Source organism: Marinobacterium sp. xm-g-59 (genome assembly GCF_013283315.1).
Taxonomy (GTDB): Bacteria; Pseudomonadota; Gammaproteobacteria; order Pseudomonadales; family Balneatricaceae; genus Marinobacterium_E.
In genome coordinates, this window is record NZ_WBYR01000005.1 from 145,722 (window position 1) to 162,603 (window position 16,882).

The following is a 16,882-nucleotide window of genomic DNA, read 5'->3' on the forward strand; positions in this document are numbered from 1 at the left end:
CCGTGCGGGTACTCGTAACCGGAGCCAACGGGTTTATTGGCAAAAACCTGCTTCTGCACTTCCAAGAGAAAGGAGGTGTTGAAGTCGTTCCCTTCACCCGAGAACATAGCGTCGATGACCTGTCCACTCTGCTAGACGGCGTCGATTGGGTTTTTCATTTGGCAGGCATCAACCGCCCGCAAAACTCGGAGGAGTTTGTGACCGGTAACTACGGTCTGACCGAACAGCTTTGCACTGCGATCAAGGCCTGCGGCAGAGAGGTGCCGGTAGTATATACCTCGTCCATTCAGGCTGAGCGTGATAACGACTACGGCAGCAGCAAGCGAGCCGCCGAGGACGCTTTACTCGCACTGCAGCAGGATACCGGCAACCCGGTGTTTATCTACCGTTTGCCTAATGTGTTTGGAAAGTGGGCACGGCCGAATTACAACTCTGCAGTGGCGACCTTTTGCCATAATGTCGCATGCGATCTGCCGATCCAGATCAACGATCCATCTGCGGTTATTCGCTTGGTGTATATCGATGATGTGGTTGATAACTTCATGGCACTATTGGCCGGTAGTGAATTAATCAGCCCCCGTATTGATAACGCCTATGTAGAAGTCGCCCCCGAATACAGGATCAGCGTTGGTGAGTTGGCTGATCAGCTTAACCGCTTCAAGACGACACGGGATAATCTTATTACTGAGCCCGTGGGCAAGGGGCTGGTACGCGCCTTGTATTCCACCTATGTCAGCTATTTGCCGCCGGAGCGCTTTACCTACCCGGTGCAACAGCACGGCGATTCCCGTGGTGTCTTTGTCGAGATGCTAAAAACTCCGGATGCCGGACAGTTTTCGTTTTTCACCGCACACCCCGGTATTACCCGTGGCGGGCACTACCATCATTCCAAAACCGAGAAGTTTCTGGTGATCAAGGGGACTGCCTGCTTCCGTTTCCGTCATATGTTGACCGGAGAGTTTTACGAGCTGCACACGTCAGGTGAGCAGTCTAAAATTGTTGAAACCGTGCCGGGCTGGACCCATGATGTGACCAACGTGGGTGATGATGAGTTGATCTGTCTGCTCTGGGCCAATGAGATTTTTGATCGCGACAAGCCGGATACCTTTGCCTGTCCAATTTGTTAAGAGTACTGATCACCGAAGCCTGAAAATTGCTACATAAAGACCCTATTCAAGGATTATTATGAAAAAACTTACGGTTATGACCGTGGTCGGGACTCGCCCCGAGATTATTCGCCTGTCACGAGTGATGGCCAAACTAGATGAGTACTGTGAGCATGTGCTGGTCCACACCGGCCAGAATTACGATTACGAATTAAATGAAATTTTCTTTAGTGACTTGGGCATTCGCCAGCCGGACTATTTCCTTAGTGCTGCAGGTGCCAGCGGGGCCGAAACCATCGGTAATGTGATCATTGCTGTTGATCGTGTGCTGGCCGAAGTTCAACCGGAAGTGGTACTTGTACTGGGAGACACCAACAGCTGTATGGCCGTGCTGCCTGCCAAACGCCGTAAGATCCCGACCTTTCATATGGAAGCTGGTAACCGCTGCTTCGATATGCGCGTACCGGAAGAGATTAACCGTCGTATCGTTGACCACACAGCGGATATCAACCTGACATACAGTACTATTGCGCGCGACTATCTTCTTGCAGAAGGACTGCCTCCTGATCGAGTGATAAAAACCGGTAGCCCCATGTTTGAGGTGCTTAATCATTACCGCGAAGGTATTGAAGCGTCGAACGTGTTGGATAGACTGGGGCTAACAGCGCATCAGTTCTTTGTAGTCAGCGCTCACCGTGAAGAAAATGTCGATTCCGACAAGAACTTTCTCAAGTTGGTGGATGTGTTGAATACGGTGGCCGATCAGTACAACCTCCCTGTAATTGTATCGACCCATCCACGCACACAAAAGCGCGTAGATGCACTAGGGGTTAAGTTTCATGGTAATGTGCAACTACTCAAACCTCTGGGCTTCAAGGATTACAACAAGCTTCAGCTCTGCGCCCGTGCGGTGTTGTCGGACAGCGGCACCATCAATGAGGAGTCATCAATCCTTAATTTCCCAGCGTTGAACCTGCGCGAAGCCCACGAGCGCCCTGAAGGCATGGAAGAAGCTGCTGCTATGATGGTCGGGTTAGAAGCGGAGCGAGTACTGCAGGGCCTGGCTATTCTGGAATCGCAAAGTCGAGGTGGTGACCGCAGCCTAAGGCTTGTGTTCGACTACAGTATGCCGAATGTGGCGGACAAAGTGTTGCGCATCGTACACAGTTACCGTGATTACGTGATGCGGACGGTTTGGAGGCAGTATTAATGGCGGTAGGAAAGACGGATCTTGCTATCGTAAACCGCACGTTTTGGCCGGACAATCAGATGATTGGTGAAGCTTTGCTGCAATTTGCAGAAAAAGTTGCGCAGACGCATAAGGTATGCGTAATTACTCAGTCGCGAGAAAATCTGAAACAGATTGGGAAAAATTCAGGGCGTGGCGGAAATGTAAGGATGCGCGCCTGTCGAGCACGCACCGACTCGGCTAGCGGTTTTATCCAGCGTGCTTTAGAGTCTCTGTATTTTATGGTCTGGGTTTTGTTCAGTTTATTACGTGAGCGTCCCCGGAAAGTGTATGTGGCTACAGATCCACCCGTATTGGTGCCTTTTATTGCTTTCCTCTATTGCAAGACTTTTCGAGCTGATTATTACTATCATCTGCAGGATATTCATCCGGAAACAGCGAATATTGTAATTCCACTTAACAGGCAAGTTTTGAGAGTACTGCGGTGGATGGACAATATTACTATACGCAACGCTACTGCCCTTATTACACTATCAACAGACATGCGTGACTTTATCTTACAGCGAAGCGGTACTAAGGCACCTATCCATCTGCTGGATAACGCTGCTCTTTATGTCGACTCGGCTGGTAACGATGTTAAAACAGGCGACATTGTTTTCTGCGGTAATGCAGGGCGTTTACAGCGCATACCGTTGTTGATGACGGCGATACGCGCCTACTCTCAGCAAGGAGGGAAGCTACGTTTTACTTTTGTCGGCGGTGGACTTTATTTACCTCAGATTGTGGAATTGGCACAGGCATACGATAACGTTGAGTATCTTGGTTACCTCCCAGCTGCCGAGGCCGCAGCTATTGTCAAACAGCACCGGTGGGCGCTACTTCCAATTGACGATGAGGTGACGCAGTATGCCTTCCCTAGTAAGTCTTCCTCTTATGTGTTGTCTGGTTGCGGAATAATGGCCATCTGTAGTAGTGATACCAGCGTTGCGCGTTGGGTCGCTCAGGAAAATTTAGGCATCACCTGCGAGCCCGAAAATGAAAAGCTAGTGCAATGCTTTCGTTACATCGAGCGGTTAGATGTGCAAACATTTAGAGCTAATTCTGCGCTGCTTAAGCGGCTTGAGATATCGACCTTTGTTGATAGGTTGATGCTGCTCTGTGAGGTTGAAAGTGATTAAACGCCTTTTCGATATGACTGCCTCGGCAACTGCCACAGATGGGCAAAAATGGCCGTGCGTTGGCCGAGCGAGAATTTGACCGCCAGTTGCTGGCGGGTCAATTCGTACAGTGGCTCGAAGGCAGCGCGGCTGATGAGAGCACCATCAACGTCAAACAAGGCTAACGGAGGCCGACATGTATCCTTTTATCAAGCGATTGATGGACATCTTTGCCAGCGTTTTGTTATTGCTGCTGTTGATGCCAATGTTCATTGTGGTTGCCTTGCTTATCAAGCTCGGTTCCAAAGGGCCTTTGCTCTTTACCCAGGAGCGATTGGGATTCAACGGCAATGTGTTCAAACTCTATAAATTCCGCTCAATGACCGACGCCAAACGTGACGCGTTGGAGCAAGTTCACCAGAACACCGCTGAGATCACCTGGATTGGCAACATCATTCGCCGTCTCAAAATCGACGAGCTGCCGCAATTGCTCAATGTGCTGGTAGGAGATATGTCATTAGTTGGCCCGCGCCCCTGTATGGAAGCGACCAAGTTAGATTTTAATGAAGACGGTCACAAGCGCTTGCTGGTGCGTCCGGGTCTTACCGGTCTGGCCCAGGTCAATGGCAATATCTTCCTCGACTGGCCCGAGCGCTGGGCGCTTGACCGTGAATACGTGGAAAATGTCTCTCTGATGCTGGACATCAAAATTATACTCAGAACCGTGTTGATTGTGGTTTTGGGTGAGCAGTGGGGCAAGAAAGGCCGCAAATCATGAAAGTTGGACTTATCGGCGCTGTCAACAGCACCCGGGTGACCCTCGAAGCACTAATCAAACATCAATTCGACATCGCCTTAGTGATGGGTTTTGAACCACAAGATGCCACCAATGTCAGCGGTCACAGCGATTTGTCGGCGCTTAGTCACAAGCACAACTTGCCTTACCAAGGCTTCAAGAAGATCAATGACCACGTCGCGGATGTCCGTGATGCGGACTTGGATGTGTTGTTTGTGGTGGGCCTTTCACAACTGGTATCTGATGACATCATCAAAGCCCCCAAAATCGGCGTGGTAGGCTTTCACCCGACGGATTTGCCCAAAGGTCGAGGCCGTGCCCCCATCGCCTGGCTGGTCGCCAACCGTGAAACCGGTGCGGCCAACTTTTTTGTGATAAATGAAATTGCCGACTCAGGGCCGATTTTTGTCAAAGAACGCTTTGTGGTTACCGCTGAAGATGACGCTGCCAGTGTTGAAGCCAAGCTGCTTGACGCTATGGTGGTAGCGCTTGATCGCTGGTTGCCGGAGCTTAAAGCGGGAAAGTGGGATCCGGTTGAACAAGATCACAGCCAGGCCACTGAGTACGGGGTGCGCAAGCCTGATGACGGCCTGTTGGATTTTGCTGCTGATGCCGATATGGTTGACCGTCTGATCAAAGCAGCCGCTCCGCCACATCCGGGCGCTTTCACTTACCACAAACACAGGACGTTTTGGGTGCTGGGCAGCCGGGTGGAAACCGAACTCAACATTCAAGGTTGTGTGGGCCGGGTTCTCAAAGTCGAAGGTGAACAGTTGTTGGTGCAAACCGGTGCGGGCCTGATCTGGCTCAAGCCGGCGCAAGGCCAAGCCAAGGTGCGCGTGGGTGAGCGTTTGGGCTATTTGCCACAGATGGAAATACACAACCTTTATCAACAGCTTGAGGCTGTCAAACAACATTTGGGGATGGAATAAGTTATGGCAAATATTCTGGTGCTGGCACCTCACGCAGACGACGAGATCCTCGGCTGTGGTGGGACAATGGCCAAACATATCCGCCAGGGCGACAACGTCTATGTGGCAGTAATGACCAATGCTTCTGAAGGAGCGCCCGAGCTGTTCAGTCCTGACTTTATCCAAGCGTTGCGGGAAGAGTGCCGAGGGGCGCATCTTCAGATGGGAGTCAAGGAAACCTTCTTTGAAGAGCTGCCTGCACCTCAGTTGGAGCAATATCCGCAGTACAAGATCGCTACCGTGATCAGTCAGTTGATCAAGACGGTGCAACCCACACATCTTTACATCCCACACAAAGGTGACTTGCATCTGGACCACGGTGCAATCTACAACGCCGCTTTAGTCGCTGCGAGACCTTTACCTGGACAAGTTGTCAGGCATATCTTTGCGTATGAAACGTTAAGTGAAACCGAGTGGGGGCATCCTACGCCGGAAATGGCGTTCGTGCCTAACAAGTTTGTAGATATCAGCGGTACCTATGTTGAATCCAAGCTCTCGGCTATGAATTTTTTCGCGTCTCAACTGAAGGACTTCCCCAACCCGCGTTCGATTGACGGTATTAAAGCCCTATCGGCCTTTCGAGGTGCCACTATAGGAGTGGATGCGGCAGAAGCCTTTATGGTAATTCGAACCATAGAATAGGAAAAATAGTTTTGAAGAAACTTGCGATACTTGGAGCTAGCGGACACGGTATAGTGGTAGCCGAAATCGCTCTTGATTGTGGGTGGAGCGATGTTGCATTTTTTGACGATGCTTGGCCGACACTATCTCGTAATGGCCCGTTCGAAGTGGTTGGTGATACTGCAGCACTTGTTGAGCAGATTCGAGAATTCGATGGAATCCATGTTGCCATCGGCAACAACCGTGTGAGGCTAGAAAAGTTCGAATTTTTCCGTTCACATGGCGCTACCTTGCCATCCCTGGTGCATCCTAAATCTGTAATAAGTCAATTCTCATCGTTGGGCGACGGAACGGTTGTTATGGCGGGCTCTGTTGTTAATGCAGATACCACCATTTCCAGTGCCTGTATTTTGAACACTGGAAGTACCATTGATCATGACTGTACTTTGGCAGAGGGTGTTCACGTCTCTCCGGGCGCTAATGTTGCCGGTGGAGTCAGCATAGGCCGGCTAAGTTGGATTGGGATAGGCGCCACTATCATTCAATGTATCTCTATTGGCTCCGATGTCTTAGTCGGTGCTGGCTCAGTTGTTTTATCGAACCTTCCTGATGGGATACGCGTTGCTGGTGTTCCTGCAAAATCTATTTCTTAATTGTCTCAAGGTTTTTTTGTAAATGTTAAACGGACCGTTTTCTCCTTGGCCATCCTTTTCTGAAGAGGAGGCCTCTGCCGTTCAGAATGTATTACTGTCTAACAAAGTTAACTATTGGACGGGTCAAGAGTGCCGAGGATTTGAGCGGGAGTTCGCTCGTTTTTCTGAAACCGAGTACGCCATTGCAGTTGCAAATGGAACGGTAGCGCTTGATCTCGCTTTCAATGCGCTTGGTTTGGGTGCTGGCGATGAAGTAATTGTTACATCACGTACTTTTCTTGCGTCGGTGTCCAGTATTGTGAACGCAGGTGCGAAACCGGTTTTTGCCGATGTCGATCCTGATACTCAAAATATTTCAGTTGAGACGATTAAGGTTGTTCTCACACCCCGTAGCAAAGCGATTGTTTGTGTTCACTTAGCAGGCTGGCCGTGTGATATGGATCCGATTATGGCTTTGGCAGCCGAGCATAATCTCTATGTGATAGAAGATTGCGCTCAGGCTCACGGAGCACGCTATAAAGGTCGATCTGTTGGTTCGATTGGCCATGTAGCCGCTTGGTCATTTTGTCAGGATAAAATCATGACCACAGGTGGTGAAGGCGGCATGGTTACTACCAATGATCGCGTACTGTGGTCGAAAATGTGGTCATTTAAGGATCATGGAAAGAGCTGGGATGCGATTTACAATCGCGAGCACCCTCCCGGTTTTAGATGGCTGCATGAGTCGTTCGGTACTAACTGGCGAATGATGGAGATGCAGGCGGCGATCGGGCGTATTCAACTGAAGCGAATGCCTGAGTGGTCTGAAACGCGCCTGCGGTATGCCGAGCAGATATGGGATGCTGCGAGAAAAACAGCGGTTCTGAGAGCGCCAGAATTAAGGTGTTTGGGATGCGATAATTGTGATGCGTCAGTTGGCTGCACCCACGCTGCCTACAAGTGTTATGTATTTGTGGAGAACGGAAAGCGCGATCAGTACATGACCGAAATCAATGCACGCGGTGTGCCGTGCTTTTCGGGTTCATGTTCTGAAGTGTATTTAGAGAAAGCATTTGATGGTACGGGCTTCCGCCCTGAACACCGCCTCCCTGTTGCTAAGGAGTTAGGGGAGACGAGTTTGATGTTTCTCTGCCATCCGACGTTGACTCAGAAAGAGATTGATTTAACTTGCAATGTAATAAAGGAAGTTTGTATCTAGCAAACTTCCTCGAATACATCTAAATCGCTTCCTACCCAACTAGCTAAATACTTCAGTGCAGTTGATTTGGAACTCCACCCACCTCGTAACATAATCTTTTCTAATGGTACGCCTCTATCTAGAAGATCCAATGCGGAGCCCACTCTGAAGGAGTGTCCACTGAAGTGAGGTAAGTGGCGAAGTCGAGATCTGTATTGCAAGTCGACTAGGATGTTCGTCATTGCAGCAGGTGAGAGTGGGCCATTAACGGCTCCGTTTTTTCGGATGCTTCTTAAAATCACTCCCGTGTTAATTTCGATTCGCTTTTGCCATTTTGTAATTAGATTGGCCAACTTTTCTGATATGGGTATCAATCGCCCATTACCCAGTTGATCTGTTTTTGATTGGCGTAGAAGTAAAGCGTATTTGTTGTTAGGCATTTTCTTAAGGTCTTCGAATCGGAACTGGCAAATCTCGCTTCTTCTACGCATGCTTTCGTAGCCGAGTTGGAGTAGTACTTTGTTGCGAAGTCCGATTACTGAGTTGTCGCACTTTTTCATCATTTGATCTAAGTATTCACGTGTAAGTGGTGAAGCCTGTTTTTGTGCACGTCCGATTTTACGGTGCATACGTTTTAGGGCTAATAGTACTTCTGGATCTCTAGTTGGGTTTGGATTTCGCGATAAGTGGAAGATTGAACTTAGTGAGTTTAAGCGTCGACGAATTGTGGCGCTTTTGTAGCTCTCGGACATTTCCTCTACGTATAGTGCTAGGTTGTTGGCTTTTGCAGGGATGGGGTCGAAGTTGTGTGTTTTGCACCACTTTTCGTAGTGGTTGAAGTCGGCTCGGTAGGCGCGGATAGTATTTTCCGCGAAAGCTCCGTCGAATGATGCTAGTATTTTATCGATCATGATTAATCACCTATAAATGGAATAAAATATTCCACATAAGGATAATAATTGTTAAGCGTTTGTCAAATAAAATCTGCAAGAGCGATTCTTGGGTGGAGCGCAGCCGATTTGGCGGAGAAAAGTGGTGTGGGCGCTACTACACTTCGTCGTTATGAAATGGGTTGTGGTATACCTAATGCAAACGTCAAAACGTTACAGGCTATAAAAAGTACCTTTGAGGAAGCGGGTGTGGAGTTTCTTGGAGATCCTTTAGTGAATCCAGGCGTTATGTTGCATTTGAAGTGAGGTCGCTGTTTCCAGCAAAGCTGGAATTAGCTCCTACAAAAATCGCTTCGCCTTTGGCTGGCTCTTACTTTAGATCGGGTGTTTTCGTAGCATTAGGGGTTTTGAAAAAATTAACTCAGTAGTGGTAACGACACGAGATGATTGTTACGGCATCGTCATCAATTGCGTAAACAAGCCTATTCGTATCATCAATTCGACGGGACCAAAGGTCCGATAAATTTTCCTTTAAGGGCTCTGGTTTGCCTATCCCCTCAAATGGAGAGCGCTTTACATCATTGATGAGTTTATTAATGCGTTTGAGTGTTTTTCTGTCGTGGGTTTGCCAATGCAGATAGTCGCTCCATGCTTCATCAGTCCACGAAAGCAGGCGACTACTCATCAATGACTTCTCGTGCTGTGGCCTTACCAGCACGGTACTGTGCAATTGAGCGGTTTAAGTGCGCTGCATTGTTTGGTGATCGAAGTAAATGGACCGTTTCCATGAGGCTGTTGTAGTAATCTAAAGACATAACGACTGCGTCTTCTGAGTCTCGGCGTGTAATAACGGTTGTATCAGCATCGTTGACTACGCTGTCCAAAACGGCTTTTAAGCCATTTCTTGCTTCTGTAAAAGATACAATTCTCATAAAAGGCCTCTTCATGTGCATTCAATGGTGCAAATATATAGGCTATCGATTTACTTGTACATTAAGTTGAACAGGTATCTTTTTCAATCCCTTGCGCTTTTATTAAGATCGTTTCAGCAATTATCGTTTCGCAGTTGGCTGGCCCCTTCGCTGAGTGCTAGATAATTATAGTCTTCTGGTGTGTCTGCTGTGGCGAATATCCAAAACTTCCACAGAATCATCTGTTGTTAGATAGATTACCCTGTACCGTCCAGCAACCAAATGCCGTATCCCCAACTTAAACTCTGCATCTTCCTCTGCAATGGGACAGCGTAATGCCAGATGCTCAAGAGTTCTTATCGCGCTGATAAGTTCCCTATACCAGTGTTTCGCATTTTCAGGCGATTCCGAATAGATTTGTACGTAACGGTTCCGAGTATCCAGCTCTGCTGTTGGACGTATGTTGATCTCGTAGGTTTTCAATCGCTAATACCCATCTGCGTCTCAAACTCCGCAGTGAAGCTGTCTAGGGATCGTCCATTTTCGGATAAGGCTTTTCTTATTTTTAATATGCTATCTGCATAGTCTGCTAGTTCTGCCATGCGTTCATATGACTCAGCATCCTGAATCACAACATTAGGTTTGCCATTATGTGTGTACATTTCAGGTCGCTTCGAGTTAGTGAGTCTCTTTAGATGCTCTGCAGGTCTGCGACTAAACTCGGTAATGGTGTGTATATCTTTTGAGCTGAACATGAAATGCTCCTTTTATAATATATATCTAAACAGAGTATTATCTGTTTTAGATCTGTCATCAATTCAGCTTTCTATTTTCGCTGCGCCTTTGGCTAGATTTCATGTTTTGAGTTATGGGGTAGCTCTTTTTTTCCTATTTTTACGGTTTCCGAAAACGCAACAAAAGCGGATGTCAGGCTGAAGGCCAGACACCATTTAACCTTGCATTTTACCAAGTCGGAAAACTCGTTTTTATCGAGTAAGAAAACTCCCTTTTTACGGTTCGTGAAAACTCTTCGGAGGCCGGTGTCAGGCTGAAGCCGGACACCGGTGCGGTGGGGTAGGGTGCGATAAGATGCAGTTATAGAACACAATTGAGATCTAGAGATCAGGGGTTTGTTAAGTGGTACAGCTATTTAGCTTATAATGGTGGAGGCAATTTTTGTGACCTTTGCGGTAACCGATTTTGATGCTTTTTCTATGAACTTGATATCTCGACTTTTACCATCGAGTGAACGTAACTGATGTACAAGGATGACGCCTTTAGTGGATGTATCTTCCAGTTCAACTTCTAAGGCATTGCCTCTAACAGTACTGGTGATCGGTGCGACAATTACGAATCCAGTATGTTTATTGAACGCTCTTCGGGAAATCACTAAGGCTGGCCTTCTTTTAATGATCTCTTTTCCCGAACTTGGGTCAAAGCTCAGTAGTACGATGTCGCCTTTTTCTGGAACGTACATCAGAATTCCTTACCAGAGGGTTTCATGTCCAGCCACTCTCTATCTTCATCTAATGGTGAAAACGTCTCCTGTGGGCTATTGGCAAGCAATTCTTCTAAGGTGAGCTCCTCTTCAATCGGTGTTAGCACAATGTTTTGCTCGACAATAGAAAGCTCAAGTTTTGATCCAACGTGTAATCCGAGTGTTTTTACAATTGCTTTGGGGATGCTAATAATATTAGCCCCTCCTGACTGTCGAACTGCTACTGAAGTCATTAAGCTTTTCTCCTCTTTAGTTATACTATGATAAAACTCTTGATTTTGTTTTACAATTGTAAAACTTAAGATTTGACTTCAGATAATTTAATTTGAGTTTGTGCTGAATCTTGTGGAGCAATATGCAAAAAGTGCATATTGCAAAATAAGCCTGATACTCTATATACCATGGTGGTAATTAGTACTTTTGATATGAGCTCTTTGTGTATCCGTCAATCTCATCTATAATTGGAGACTAGTGTTTTGGTTGGTCGTTTTATGCATCTTAAAAGCTCTGGCTTACATCAAAAGTTTCTGAATATGCCCCGTTCGGTTAAGCGGGTGATTCTGGTTGTGGCTGATGCTCTGGCTCTGCTCTTTGCTCTATGGTCTGCTTTTGCTCTGCGTATTTCTGAATGGTGGCCTGCGTCGTATTTAGCTGATGCTTGGACGCTGTTCTTGGTTACGCCTGTTCTTGGTGTGCTTATCTTCATGAAGCTGGGCATGTACCGCGCTGTGTTGCGTTACATGAACGTTAAGTTGCTTCAGTCTGTCGCGCTTGGCGTCTTCTTACTTGTATTGGTGCTTTATTCTTCTGCTGTTGTTTTTGATATATGGAGGGTTCCGCGCTCAGTTCCTATTATTTTTGGTCTTGCGGCGTGGCTCTACTTAGGTGGTAGTCGCCTTATTCTGCGAAGTTACTACCATTGGTTGTCTGGCAAAGTCTCTAGTCGTCATGTTGCCATCATTTACGGTGCTGGGAGTGCGGGGGCGCAGCTGGCGCTCTCTTTGCAAGCAGGGGGCGAGGTTAAGCCGATTGCCTTTATTGATGATGACCGTAAATTACAAAAAAACATTGTCTGTGGGTTGCGAGTTCATTCGCCAAGCGAATTAGAGAAGCTGGTTGAACGTCATGGTGTCGATAGCATCATGCTGGCGATGCTCAATGTAACGGCAGCGCAGCGTCGTTTGATTTTGGAAAGGCTTTCTAAGCTATCCGTTCACATACTTACTATGCCGACCATGGGTGAGTTGATCTCCGGTAAAGCCGTAGATGATTTGCGTGAGATTGAGATCGAAGATCTATTAGGTCGTGACCAGGTGGCGCCAGATCAGACACTGATCGCTAGAAGTATTGAAGGTAAGTCCGTTTGTATTACGGGTGCGGGTGGTTCTATCGGTTCGGAACTTGCTCGCCAAGCAGTGACTTATGGTGCTGCTAAAGTCGTTCTTTATGAGCAATCCGAGTATGCGCTTTATGCAATTGAGGCTGAGCTTTCATTACTGATTCGTAATGTGAATACAGAGTGTCAGTTACTTCCGATTCTTGGCTCAGTTCTGGACGAAGACCGTGTTACTCAAGTGCTGCAGCGATATAGCGTTCAAACGGTTTATCATGCTGCAGCCTATAAGCATGTGCCCTTGGTTGAGCATAATGTTCTTCAAGGCGTGCAGAATAACTCCTTGGGTACAGCAGTTGTGGCTTCGGTTGCTAAAAAGTTAAACATCGAGCGTTTTATTCTTATCTCTACCGATAAAGCAGTTAGGCCTACCAATGTCATGGGCGCAACTAAACGTTTAGCTGAGATCGTGGTTCAGCGATTAGCAGCCGAAAATCATACTAATACTATTTTCTCGATGGTTCGTTTTGGTAACGTGCTGGGCTCGTCGGGCTCTGTAGTTCCGCTATTTAAAAAGCAGATAGAACAGGGTGGCCCTATAACGGTGACACACCCAGAGATTAATCGTTTCTTTATGACTATACCTGAAGCTGCCTCATTGGTAATTCAGGCTGGCAGTATGGCAAGAGGTGGCGATGTCTTTGTGTTGGACATGGGCGAGCCGGTTAAGATCGCTGATTTAGCGAAGCAGATGATTCGCTTGAGTGGTCGCACAATTAGAGGTACCTCAAATCCAACGGGTGATATCGAAGTGGTTTTCTCCGGTTTGCGTCCCGGTGAAAAGCTCTATGAAGAGTTGCTGATCGGTAATAATGCCTCAGGCACAGAGCACCCTAAGATTTTGACCGCAGATGAAGAGTTTGCTTCGCGTGAAGAGCTGGATCGAGTTCTGACCGGCATTCGCAAAGCGATTGAGACCAACGACAGTCAAACTGCTCGCCAGCTATTGATTGATATAGTGAAGGACTTTGCTCCTTCCAGCTCAAACGTGGACTTACTTCAAAATAGCCAAGCGAAGCAGACAAATAATGTCATAAAGCTTGGTTAGAGTTGTTACACTACGAACCATATCTATACCCTTAAATTTAAGAGCCTCCCATAAGGAACGTCAGGATGTCAGAAGAGTTAAAGCCTACTTACCAAGATGATGAGATTGATCTTGTCGAGCTTCTCCAAACTATTTGGGATGGTAAGTGGTTGATCGCAGCTTTTGCCGCTATCGCTGTTGCTTTTGGTGGGGCTTTTGCATTTTTGAAGCCTTCTGTTTTCGTGGCTAATACCGAGATAAAGCCTATAACTTCGGTTAATGCACAACTCTATAGTCCTTCAAATGCTTTAGGGTTTTTCAATGTGACACGCGATTCACTTCTTAACTCATTTATAGAGTATTTAGATGAGCGCTCACTTTTCGAGACTGCAATTCGAAAACATGAACTGCTTGAACGTTCGAACTATGAATCTGATCAAGATTACGAAAATGCAGTTATTGAGTTAGCTGCTGCGATTGAGCTACTTCCTCCTGTCAATGAAGATGGTGCGGCCAAAGGTGATTCTCGTCGTTACTGGACGATTAGTTATGAAGGGAATGACTCTAAGAAGTGGTTGGCTATTTTGCGTGATGTTACTGATGCTGCTACCAATAGTGTTCAGCAAAACCTCATCGAACGATTTGATACGGCACTTACTGTTGCTGAGCAGTCTAAGCGTTTTAAGTTAGAAGACTTAGATATTGCTATTTCTAATGCCACAGCAGATTACACTCGAAAAACTTCTGATCGTTTGGCTTTTTTACGGGAGCAAGCAGCAATTGCTCGAAAATTAGGTGTTGCTAAAAACACGTTGGAAGCGCAAACCTTTGTGGCGAATACCGGTGTTGTCGCTAATGTTAAGTCAGATACACCATTCTACCTACGTGGTTATGAAGCCATTGAAAAAGAGATTGAGTTGATTGAGTCGCGTGAGGAAGTCAGCGCGTTTGTCGATGGGTTATTAAAGCTTGAACAGGAGAAGCGTTCCCTTGAGCAAGATCGAACTCTAGAGCGAGCTAAAGCCCTTTTAGAATCTACGCCTATTAAATCTGCAGAACCATTTATTGCTGCGGAGTTTGATGTCTACGCTACTGATATAGAAAGTAAGAGTAAGCGCTCTTTAATTGTTGCACTAGCGCTGGTGCTTGGCGGCATGGTTGGTGTTATGTTTGTTCTTATTCGCTCGGCGGTGCGTAATCGTAAAGCGAGAGTTGGGGCATAAAATGCCAGTTATTAGCCGCTTTTATGGAATTATGATAGCCATGTATTTTATGGACCATAATCCTCCACATTTGCACGCTAAATATGCTGGTTTTGAAGCTTTGTATGACTTCTCCGGAAACCTGATCGAAGGTGAATTGCCAAATCGCGCTTCGATCATGGTTAAAGACTGGATTTCGCTTCATCAGGATGAGCTAGAGTCTAATTGGAATAAGGCTCAGCAGGGTGTATCTTTAGATTATATTGCGCCACTGGAATAGTTATGTTGCATGTAAAGTCTGCCAAATACTTAAAAAATCATCGTCTTTGGGTCTCTTTTGACGATGGTACTGAGGGTCAAGTTGATCTATCTAGTGCCTTAAAAGGCATGATGTTTGAACCACTGCGTGATGAAAATTACTTTTCACGCGTTTCAGTAGATCCTGAGCTAGAGACTGTTGTTTGGCCCAACGGTGCTGACTTTGCCCCCGAGTTTCTAAAAGAACGTCTTCTCTGAGCATTATTCCAAGTGACTAAGCGCTTAAAATTAGGCGCTTTTTTGTGTCTGATAATCGCTGCTTATCAATCCAATTTTGTCGCTTTTAATATGGTACCAGCCACAATCAGATAGGTTGAGGTAATGCCTAGCGCTAGAGCTGAATCGGTTAATCCTGCGGCTGCAAGTCCAACTGTTGGAGCCATGCAGATTAGCATTTTATGTTTGCTTCGACTCCAAAACCCTGTTGCTAGTAGGCCTAGGAATAAGAAAAATCCTATTAAGCCGGTTTTTACCAGGGTGTCTATGTAAGCACTGTGAAACAAACGGAAATCATGCCCAATTCTTTTAGCTGCCTCAGCTAAACCAGGGGTTGGTGCCTCATAATTTGTAAACACACTATTAAAATCGTAGCCGTGTCCTGTGAGTGGTGAGTGCATTGTAGCTTGTAGGCCTGCTCTCCACATGGTTAAACGAATACCGATTGACGTGTAGTGATTGTCATTTTCCATTTGTTTGAAATCGGAGAAGGTATTGTTCAATCTGTTTTGAACAATAGTTAGTTGACTGGCTAGAGTGAAAACAATAACAAGAGAACCTAAAACACCTGCAATGTATTTAAGGTTTAATGATTTCCTGTAAACGAACGCGAATGCTGCTGGAGCAATTAGCAGCGGCAGCATTGCGCCACGAGTCCCCGTGATTAAAGTTGCGTAAATACCTGCTATCCCAAGTATGAAAAACATAATTTTTTGGATACGGTTTTTTTCTATTACAGCCATGCAAATGGTCAGCAGTGTTTGGAAAGCTACTGCATTGCCCCATTTGGTTGCATTCATTACTGGGCTAAATCTTCCGCCGCCGTCGTAACTTGAGATGATCAAATAAGCAAGGCTTAGACACCCACCAATTACACCCGCTTTGATCCAGCTAAAATTAATTCCTTTCGCCATCAAGGGTATGGCTATAAGAGAACCAATAATAAATTTCGCTGGTACTTCGTATAAGTTTGACGTCCCACTACTCAGCCATACAGTGAAAATACTCCAAGCCCCAAAGCCGAAAAGAAGTAACGCCCACAGTTGTTCATTCTTTGAAAGTGGCTTGAAACCGTGTTTATCTCTAGTAAATAGCCAAATTATTAGAGCGATTAAAGATGAGATTAAGATAGGACCGGCTGATATAGATCCTTTAAGAGTGAGGTAGGTAGCTAGATACCAAGCTGCAGAAAATCCAAGAACTATTGATGTTGCTTTAGACAGAGTAGTAGTGTCGGTCATGAACCGAGTCCCCCCCCCAAAAAAAAAAAGAGTCAATTACCGTGAGGTATATAAGAGGCTAGTGTAACATTTAAACCAATATTTTCTCTTACTTAATGTTGGGTTTTCATGAGATTAGGTCCGCTTCGTATATTGCACATTGCTAACTTTAATCAGTTCAAATATGCCGCTTGGTATATGAATCTTGATGCAAAGTTATCTCTCGGCTTTTCTCAGCTGGGGCAGGCTGTTGATAGAGTTATTCATGACTCTAATATTGGGACGGTCTTCCTGACCTATCGAAACGGTATTTATTATGAAGAGGGCGGAAAGCTCAGAGATGTGTTTTCGGCTTCTTCATTCGAAAAATTTACTACGAGCGACCTTAATAATCGAGGTCTATCTGATACTGACCTCTCCCCCAAAAACTAGACCATGACCTCGATGAGATTTCCATTTAACCTAAAGGGATGGAGATCTCGATATGAAGAAGCGTTACACCGAAGAACAGATCATTAAGGCGATCAAAGAGCATGA

The 16,882-nt window shown here is 46.2% G+C and carries 23 protein-coding genes; 15 read left to right on the forward strand and 8 right to left on the reverse strand.

All coding sequences use genetic code 11. The annotated features are described in order from the left end of the window. The first annotated feature begins 2 nt into the window (after nucleotides 1-2). The 9 genes from XMG59_RS07950 to XMG59_RS07985 are packed head-to-tail and all read left to right on the forward strand — an operon-like array spanning nucleotide 3 to nucleotide 7,691. Nucleotides 3-1,127: an NAD-dependent epimerase/dehydratase family protein gene (locus tag XMG59_RS07950; RefSeq protein ID WP_173498498.1), complete on the forward strand. Its 1,125-nt coding sequence runs from the start codon at nucleotides 3-5 to the stop codon at nucleotides 1,125-1,127. A gap of 58 nt (nucleotides 1,128-1,185) precedes the next feature. Continuing rightward, nucleotides 1,186-2,316 (forward strand): non-hydrolyzing UDP-N-acetylglucosamine 2-epimerase, encoded by a 1,131-nt coding sequence (gene wecB, locus XMG59_RS07955; protein WP_173498499.1) that lies wholly within the window; start codon nucleotides 1,186-1,188, stop codon nucleotides 2,314-2,316. After that, nucleotides 2,316-3,473 (forward strand): glycosyltransferase, encoded by a 1,158-nt coding sequence (locus XMG59_RS07960; RefSeq protein WP_173498500.1) that lies wholly within the window; start codon nucleotides 2,316-2,318, stop codon nucleotides 3,471-3,473. The genes wecB and XMG59_RS07960 overlap by 1 nt, the downstream gene beginning before the upstream one ends. A 38-nt stretch (nucleotides 3,474-3,511) precedes the next feature. Then, the gene (locus XMG59_RS12200) at nucleotides 3,512-3,637 is read left to right on the forward strand and encodes a hypothetical protein (protein ID WP_256429701.1); all 126 of its coding nucleotides are present in this window, start codon (nucleotides 3,512-3,514) and stop codon (nucleotides 3,635-3,637) included. Between the two features lie 11 nt (nucleotides 3,638-3,648). Beyond that, the gene (locus XMG59_RS07965) at nucleotides 3,649-4,230 is read left to right on the forward strand and encodes a sugar transferase (RefSeq protein WP_173498501.1); all 582 of its coding nucleotides are present in this window, start codon (nucleotides 3,649-3,651) and stop codon (nucleotides 4,228-4,230) included. Next, a complete protein-coding gene (locus tag XMG59_RS07970; protein WP_173498502.1) occupies nucleotides 4,227-5,180 on the forward strand; it encodes a methionyl-tRNA formyltransferase in 954 nt (317 codons plus the stop codon). The genes XMG59_RS07965 and XMG59_RS07970 overlap by 4 nt, the downstream gene beginning before the upstream one ends. A gap of 3 nt (nucleotides 5,181-5,183) precedes the next feature. Beyond that, nucleotides 5,184-5,861 (forward strand): PIG-L deacetylase family protein, encoded by a 678-nt coding sequence (locus XMG59_RS07975; protein WP_173498503.1) that lies wholly within the window; start codon nucleotides 5,184-5,186, stop codon nucleotides 5,859-5,861. 11 nt (nucleotides 5,862-5,872) lie between these two features. Next, nucleotides 5,873-6,493 (forward strand): acetyltransferase, encoded by a 621-nt coding sequence (locus tag XMG59_RS07980; protein ID WP_173498504.1) that lies wholly within the window; start codon nucleotides 5,873-5,875, stop codon nucleotides 6,491-6,493. A gap of 22 nt (nucleotides 6,494-6,515) precedes the next feature. Further along, entirely contained in the window at nucleotides 6,516-7,691 is a 1,176-nt protein-coding gene (locus XMG59_RS07985; RefSeq protein WP_173498505.1) for a DegT/DnrJ/EryC1/StrS aminotransferase family protein, read from the forward strand. On the opposite strand, the gene XMG59_RS07990 is transcribed toward XMG59_RS07985, so the two are convergent. Continuing rightward, a complete protein-coding gene (locus tag XMG59_RS07990; protein ID WP_173498506.1) occupies nucleotides 7,688-8,581 on the reverse strand; it encodes a tyrosine-type recombinase/integrase in 894 nt (297 codons plus the stop codon). The genes XMG59_RS07985 and XMG59_RS07990 overlap by 4 nt on opposite strands. A gap of 48 nt (nucleotides 8,582-8,629) precedes the next feature. On the opposite strand from XMG59_RS07990, the gene XMG59_RS07995 reads away from it, so the two are divergent. Continuing rightward, complete coding sequence (locus XMG59_RS07995) at nucleotides 8,630-8,866, forward strand: helix-turn-helix transcriptional regulator (RefSeq protein WP_173498507.1); 237 nt, start codon at nucleotides 8,630-8,632, stop codon at nucleotides 8,864-8,866. A 115-nt stretch (nucleotides 8,867-8,981) separates the two neighbouring features. Here the strand turns inward: XMG59_RS07995 and XMG59_RS08000 are convergent, their stop codons facing one another. From XMG59_RS08000 to XMG59_RS08025, 6 genes are all read right to left on the reverse strand, one after another. Then, nucleotides 8,982-9,245 carry a Txe/YoeB family addiction module toxin gene (locus XMG59_RS08000; protein ID WP_173498508.1) on the reverse strand — a complete coding sequence of 88 codons (264 nt, stop codon included), beginning with the start codon at nucleotides 9,243-9,245 and terminating at the stop codon, nucleotides 8,982-8,984. Continuing rightward, the gene (locus tag XMG59_RS08005; protein WP_173494785.1) at nucleotides 9,238-9,492 is read right to left on the reverse strand and encodes a type II toxin-antitoxin system Phd/YefM family antitoxin; all 255 of its coding nucleotides are present in this window, start codon (nucleotides 9,490-9,492) and stop codon (nucleotides 9,238-9,240) included. The genes XMG59_RS08000 and XMG59_RS08005 overlap by 8 nt, the downstream gene beginning before the upstream one ends. A 165-nt stretch (nucleotides 9,493-9,657) precedes the next feature. Next, a complete protein-coding gene (locus tag XMG59_RS12295) occupies nucleotides 9,658-9,954 on the reverse strand; it encodes a type II toxin-antitoxin system RelE/ParE family toxin (protein WP_173498509.1) in 297 nt (98 codons plus the stop codon). Continuing rightward, a complete protein-coding gene (locus XMG59_RS08015) occupies nucleotides 9,951-10,226 on the reverse strand; it encodes a type II toxin-antitoxin system Phd/YefM family antitoxin (RefSeq protein ID WP_173498510.1) in 276 nt (91 codons plus the stop codon). The genes XMG59_RS12295 and XMG59_RS08015 overlap by 4 nt, the downstream gene beginning before the upstream one ends. Before the next feature lie 395 nt (nucleotides 10,227-10,621). Then, on the reverse strand, nucleotides 10,622-10,948 hold the full coding sequence (locus tag XMG59_RS08020; RefSeq protein WP_173498511.1) for a type II toxin-antitoxin system PemK/MazF family toxin: 327 nt from the start codon (nucleotides 10,946-10,948) through the stop codon (nucleotides 10,622-10,624). Next, nucleotides 10,948-11,202, reverse strand: a complete 255-nt coding sequence (locus XMG59_RS08025) for an AbrB/MazE/SpoVT family DNA-binding domain-containing protein (protein ID WP_173498512.1) — start codon at nucleotides 11,200-11,202, stop codon at nucleotides 10,948-10,950. Before XMG59_RS08025 ends, XMG59_RS08020 begins: the two co-directional genes overlap by 1 nt. A 300-nt stretch (nucleotides 11,203-11,502) precedes the next feature. Here XMG59_RS08025 and XMG59_RS08030 point away from each other — a divergent pair, with 300 nt between their 5' ends. The 4 genes from XMG59_RS08030 (at nucleotide 11,503) to XMG59_RS08045 (ending at nucleotide 15,107) form a co-directional block, all read left to right on the forward strand. Then, nucleotides 11,503-13,410 (forward strand): nucleoside-diphosphate sugar epimerase/dehydratase, encoded by a 1,908-nt coding sequence (locus XMG59_RS08030; RefSeq protein ID WP_254447081.1) that lies wholly within the window; start codon nucleotides 11,503-11,505, stop codon nucleotides 13,408-13,410. Between the two features lie 65 nt (nucleotides 13,411-13,475). Then, nucleotides 13,476-14,612, forward strand: coding sequence for a Wzz/FepE/Etk N-terminal domain-containing protein (locus XMG59_RS08035; protein WP_173498513.1), 1,137 nt, complete (start codon nucleotides 13,476-13,478; stop codon nucleotides 14,610-14,612). 1 nt (nucleotide 14,613) lies between these two features. Beyond that, nucleotides 14,614-14,871, forward strand: a complete 258-nt coding sequence (locus tag XMG59_RS08040) for a DUF4160 domain-containing protein (RefSeq protein WP_173498514.1) — start codon at nucleotides 14,614-14,616, stop codon at nucleotides 14,869-14,871. A gap of 2 nt (nucleotides 14,872-14,873) precedes the next feature. Further along, nucleotides 14,874-15,107, forward strand: coding sequence for a DUF2442 domain-containing protein (locus XMG59_RS08045; protein WP_173498515.1), 234 nt, complete (start codon nucleotides 14,874-14,876; stop codon nucleotides 15,105-15,107). A 65-nt stretch (nucleotides 15,108-15,172) separates the two neighbouring features. Here the strand turns inward: XMG59_RS08045 and XMG59_RS08050 are convergent, their stop codons facing one another. Continuing rightward, entirely contained in the window at nucleotides 15,173-16,366 is a 1,194-nt protein-coding gene (locus XMG59_RS08050; RefSeq protein WP_173498516.1) for an O-antigen ligase, read from the reverse strand. A gap of 108 nt (nucleotides 16,367-16,474) precedes the next feature. Here XMG59_RS08050 and XMG59_RS08055 point away from each other — a divergent pair, with 108 nt between their 5' ends. After that, complete coding sequence (locus XMG59_RS08055) at nucleotides 16,475-16,777, forward strand: hypothetical protein (RefSeq protein WP_173498517.1); 303 nt, start codon at nucleotides 16,475-16,477, stop codon at nucleotides 16,775-16,777. Nucleotides 16,778-16,882: the final 105 nt, after the last annotated feature.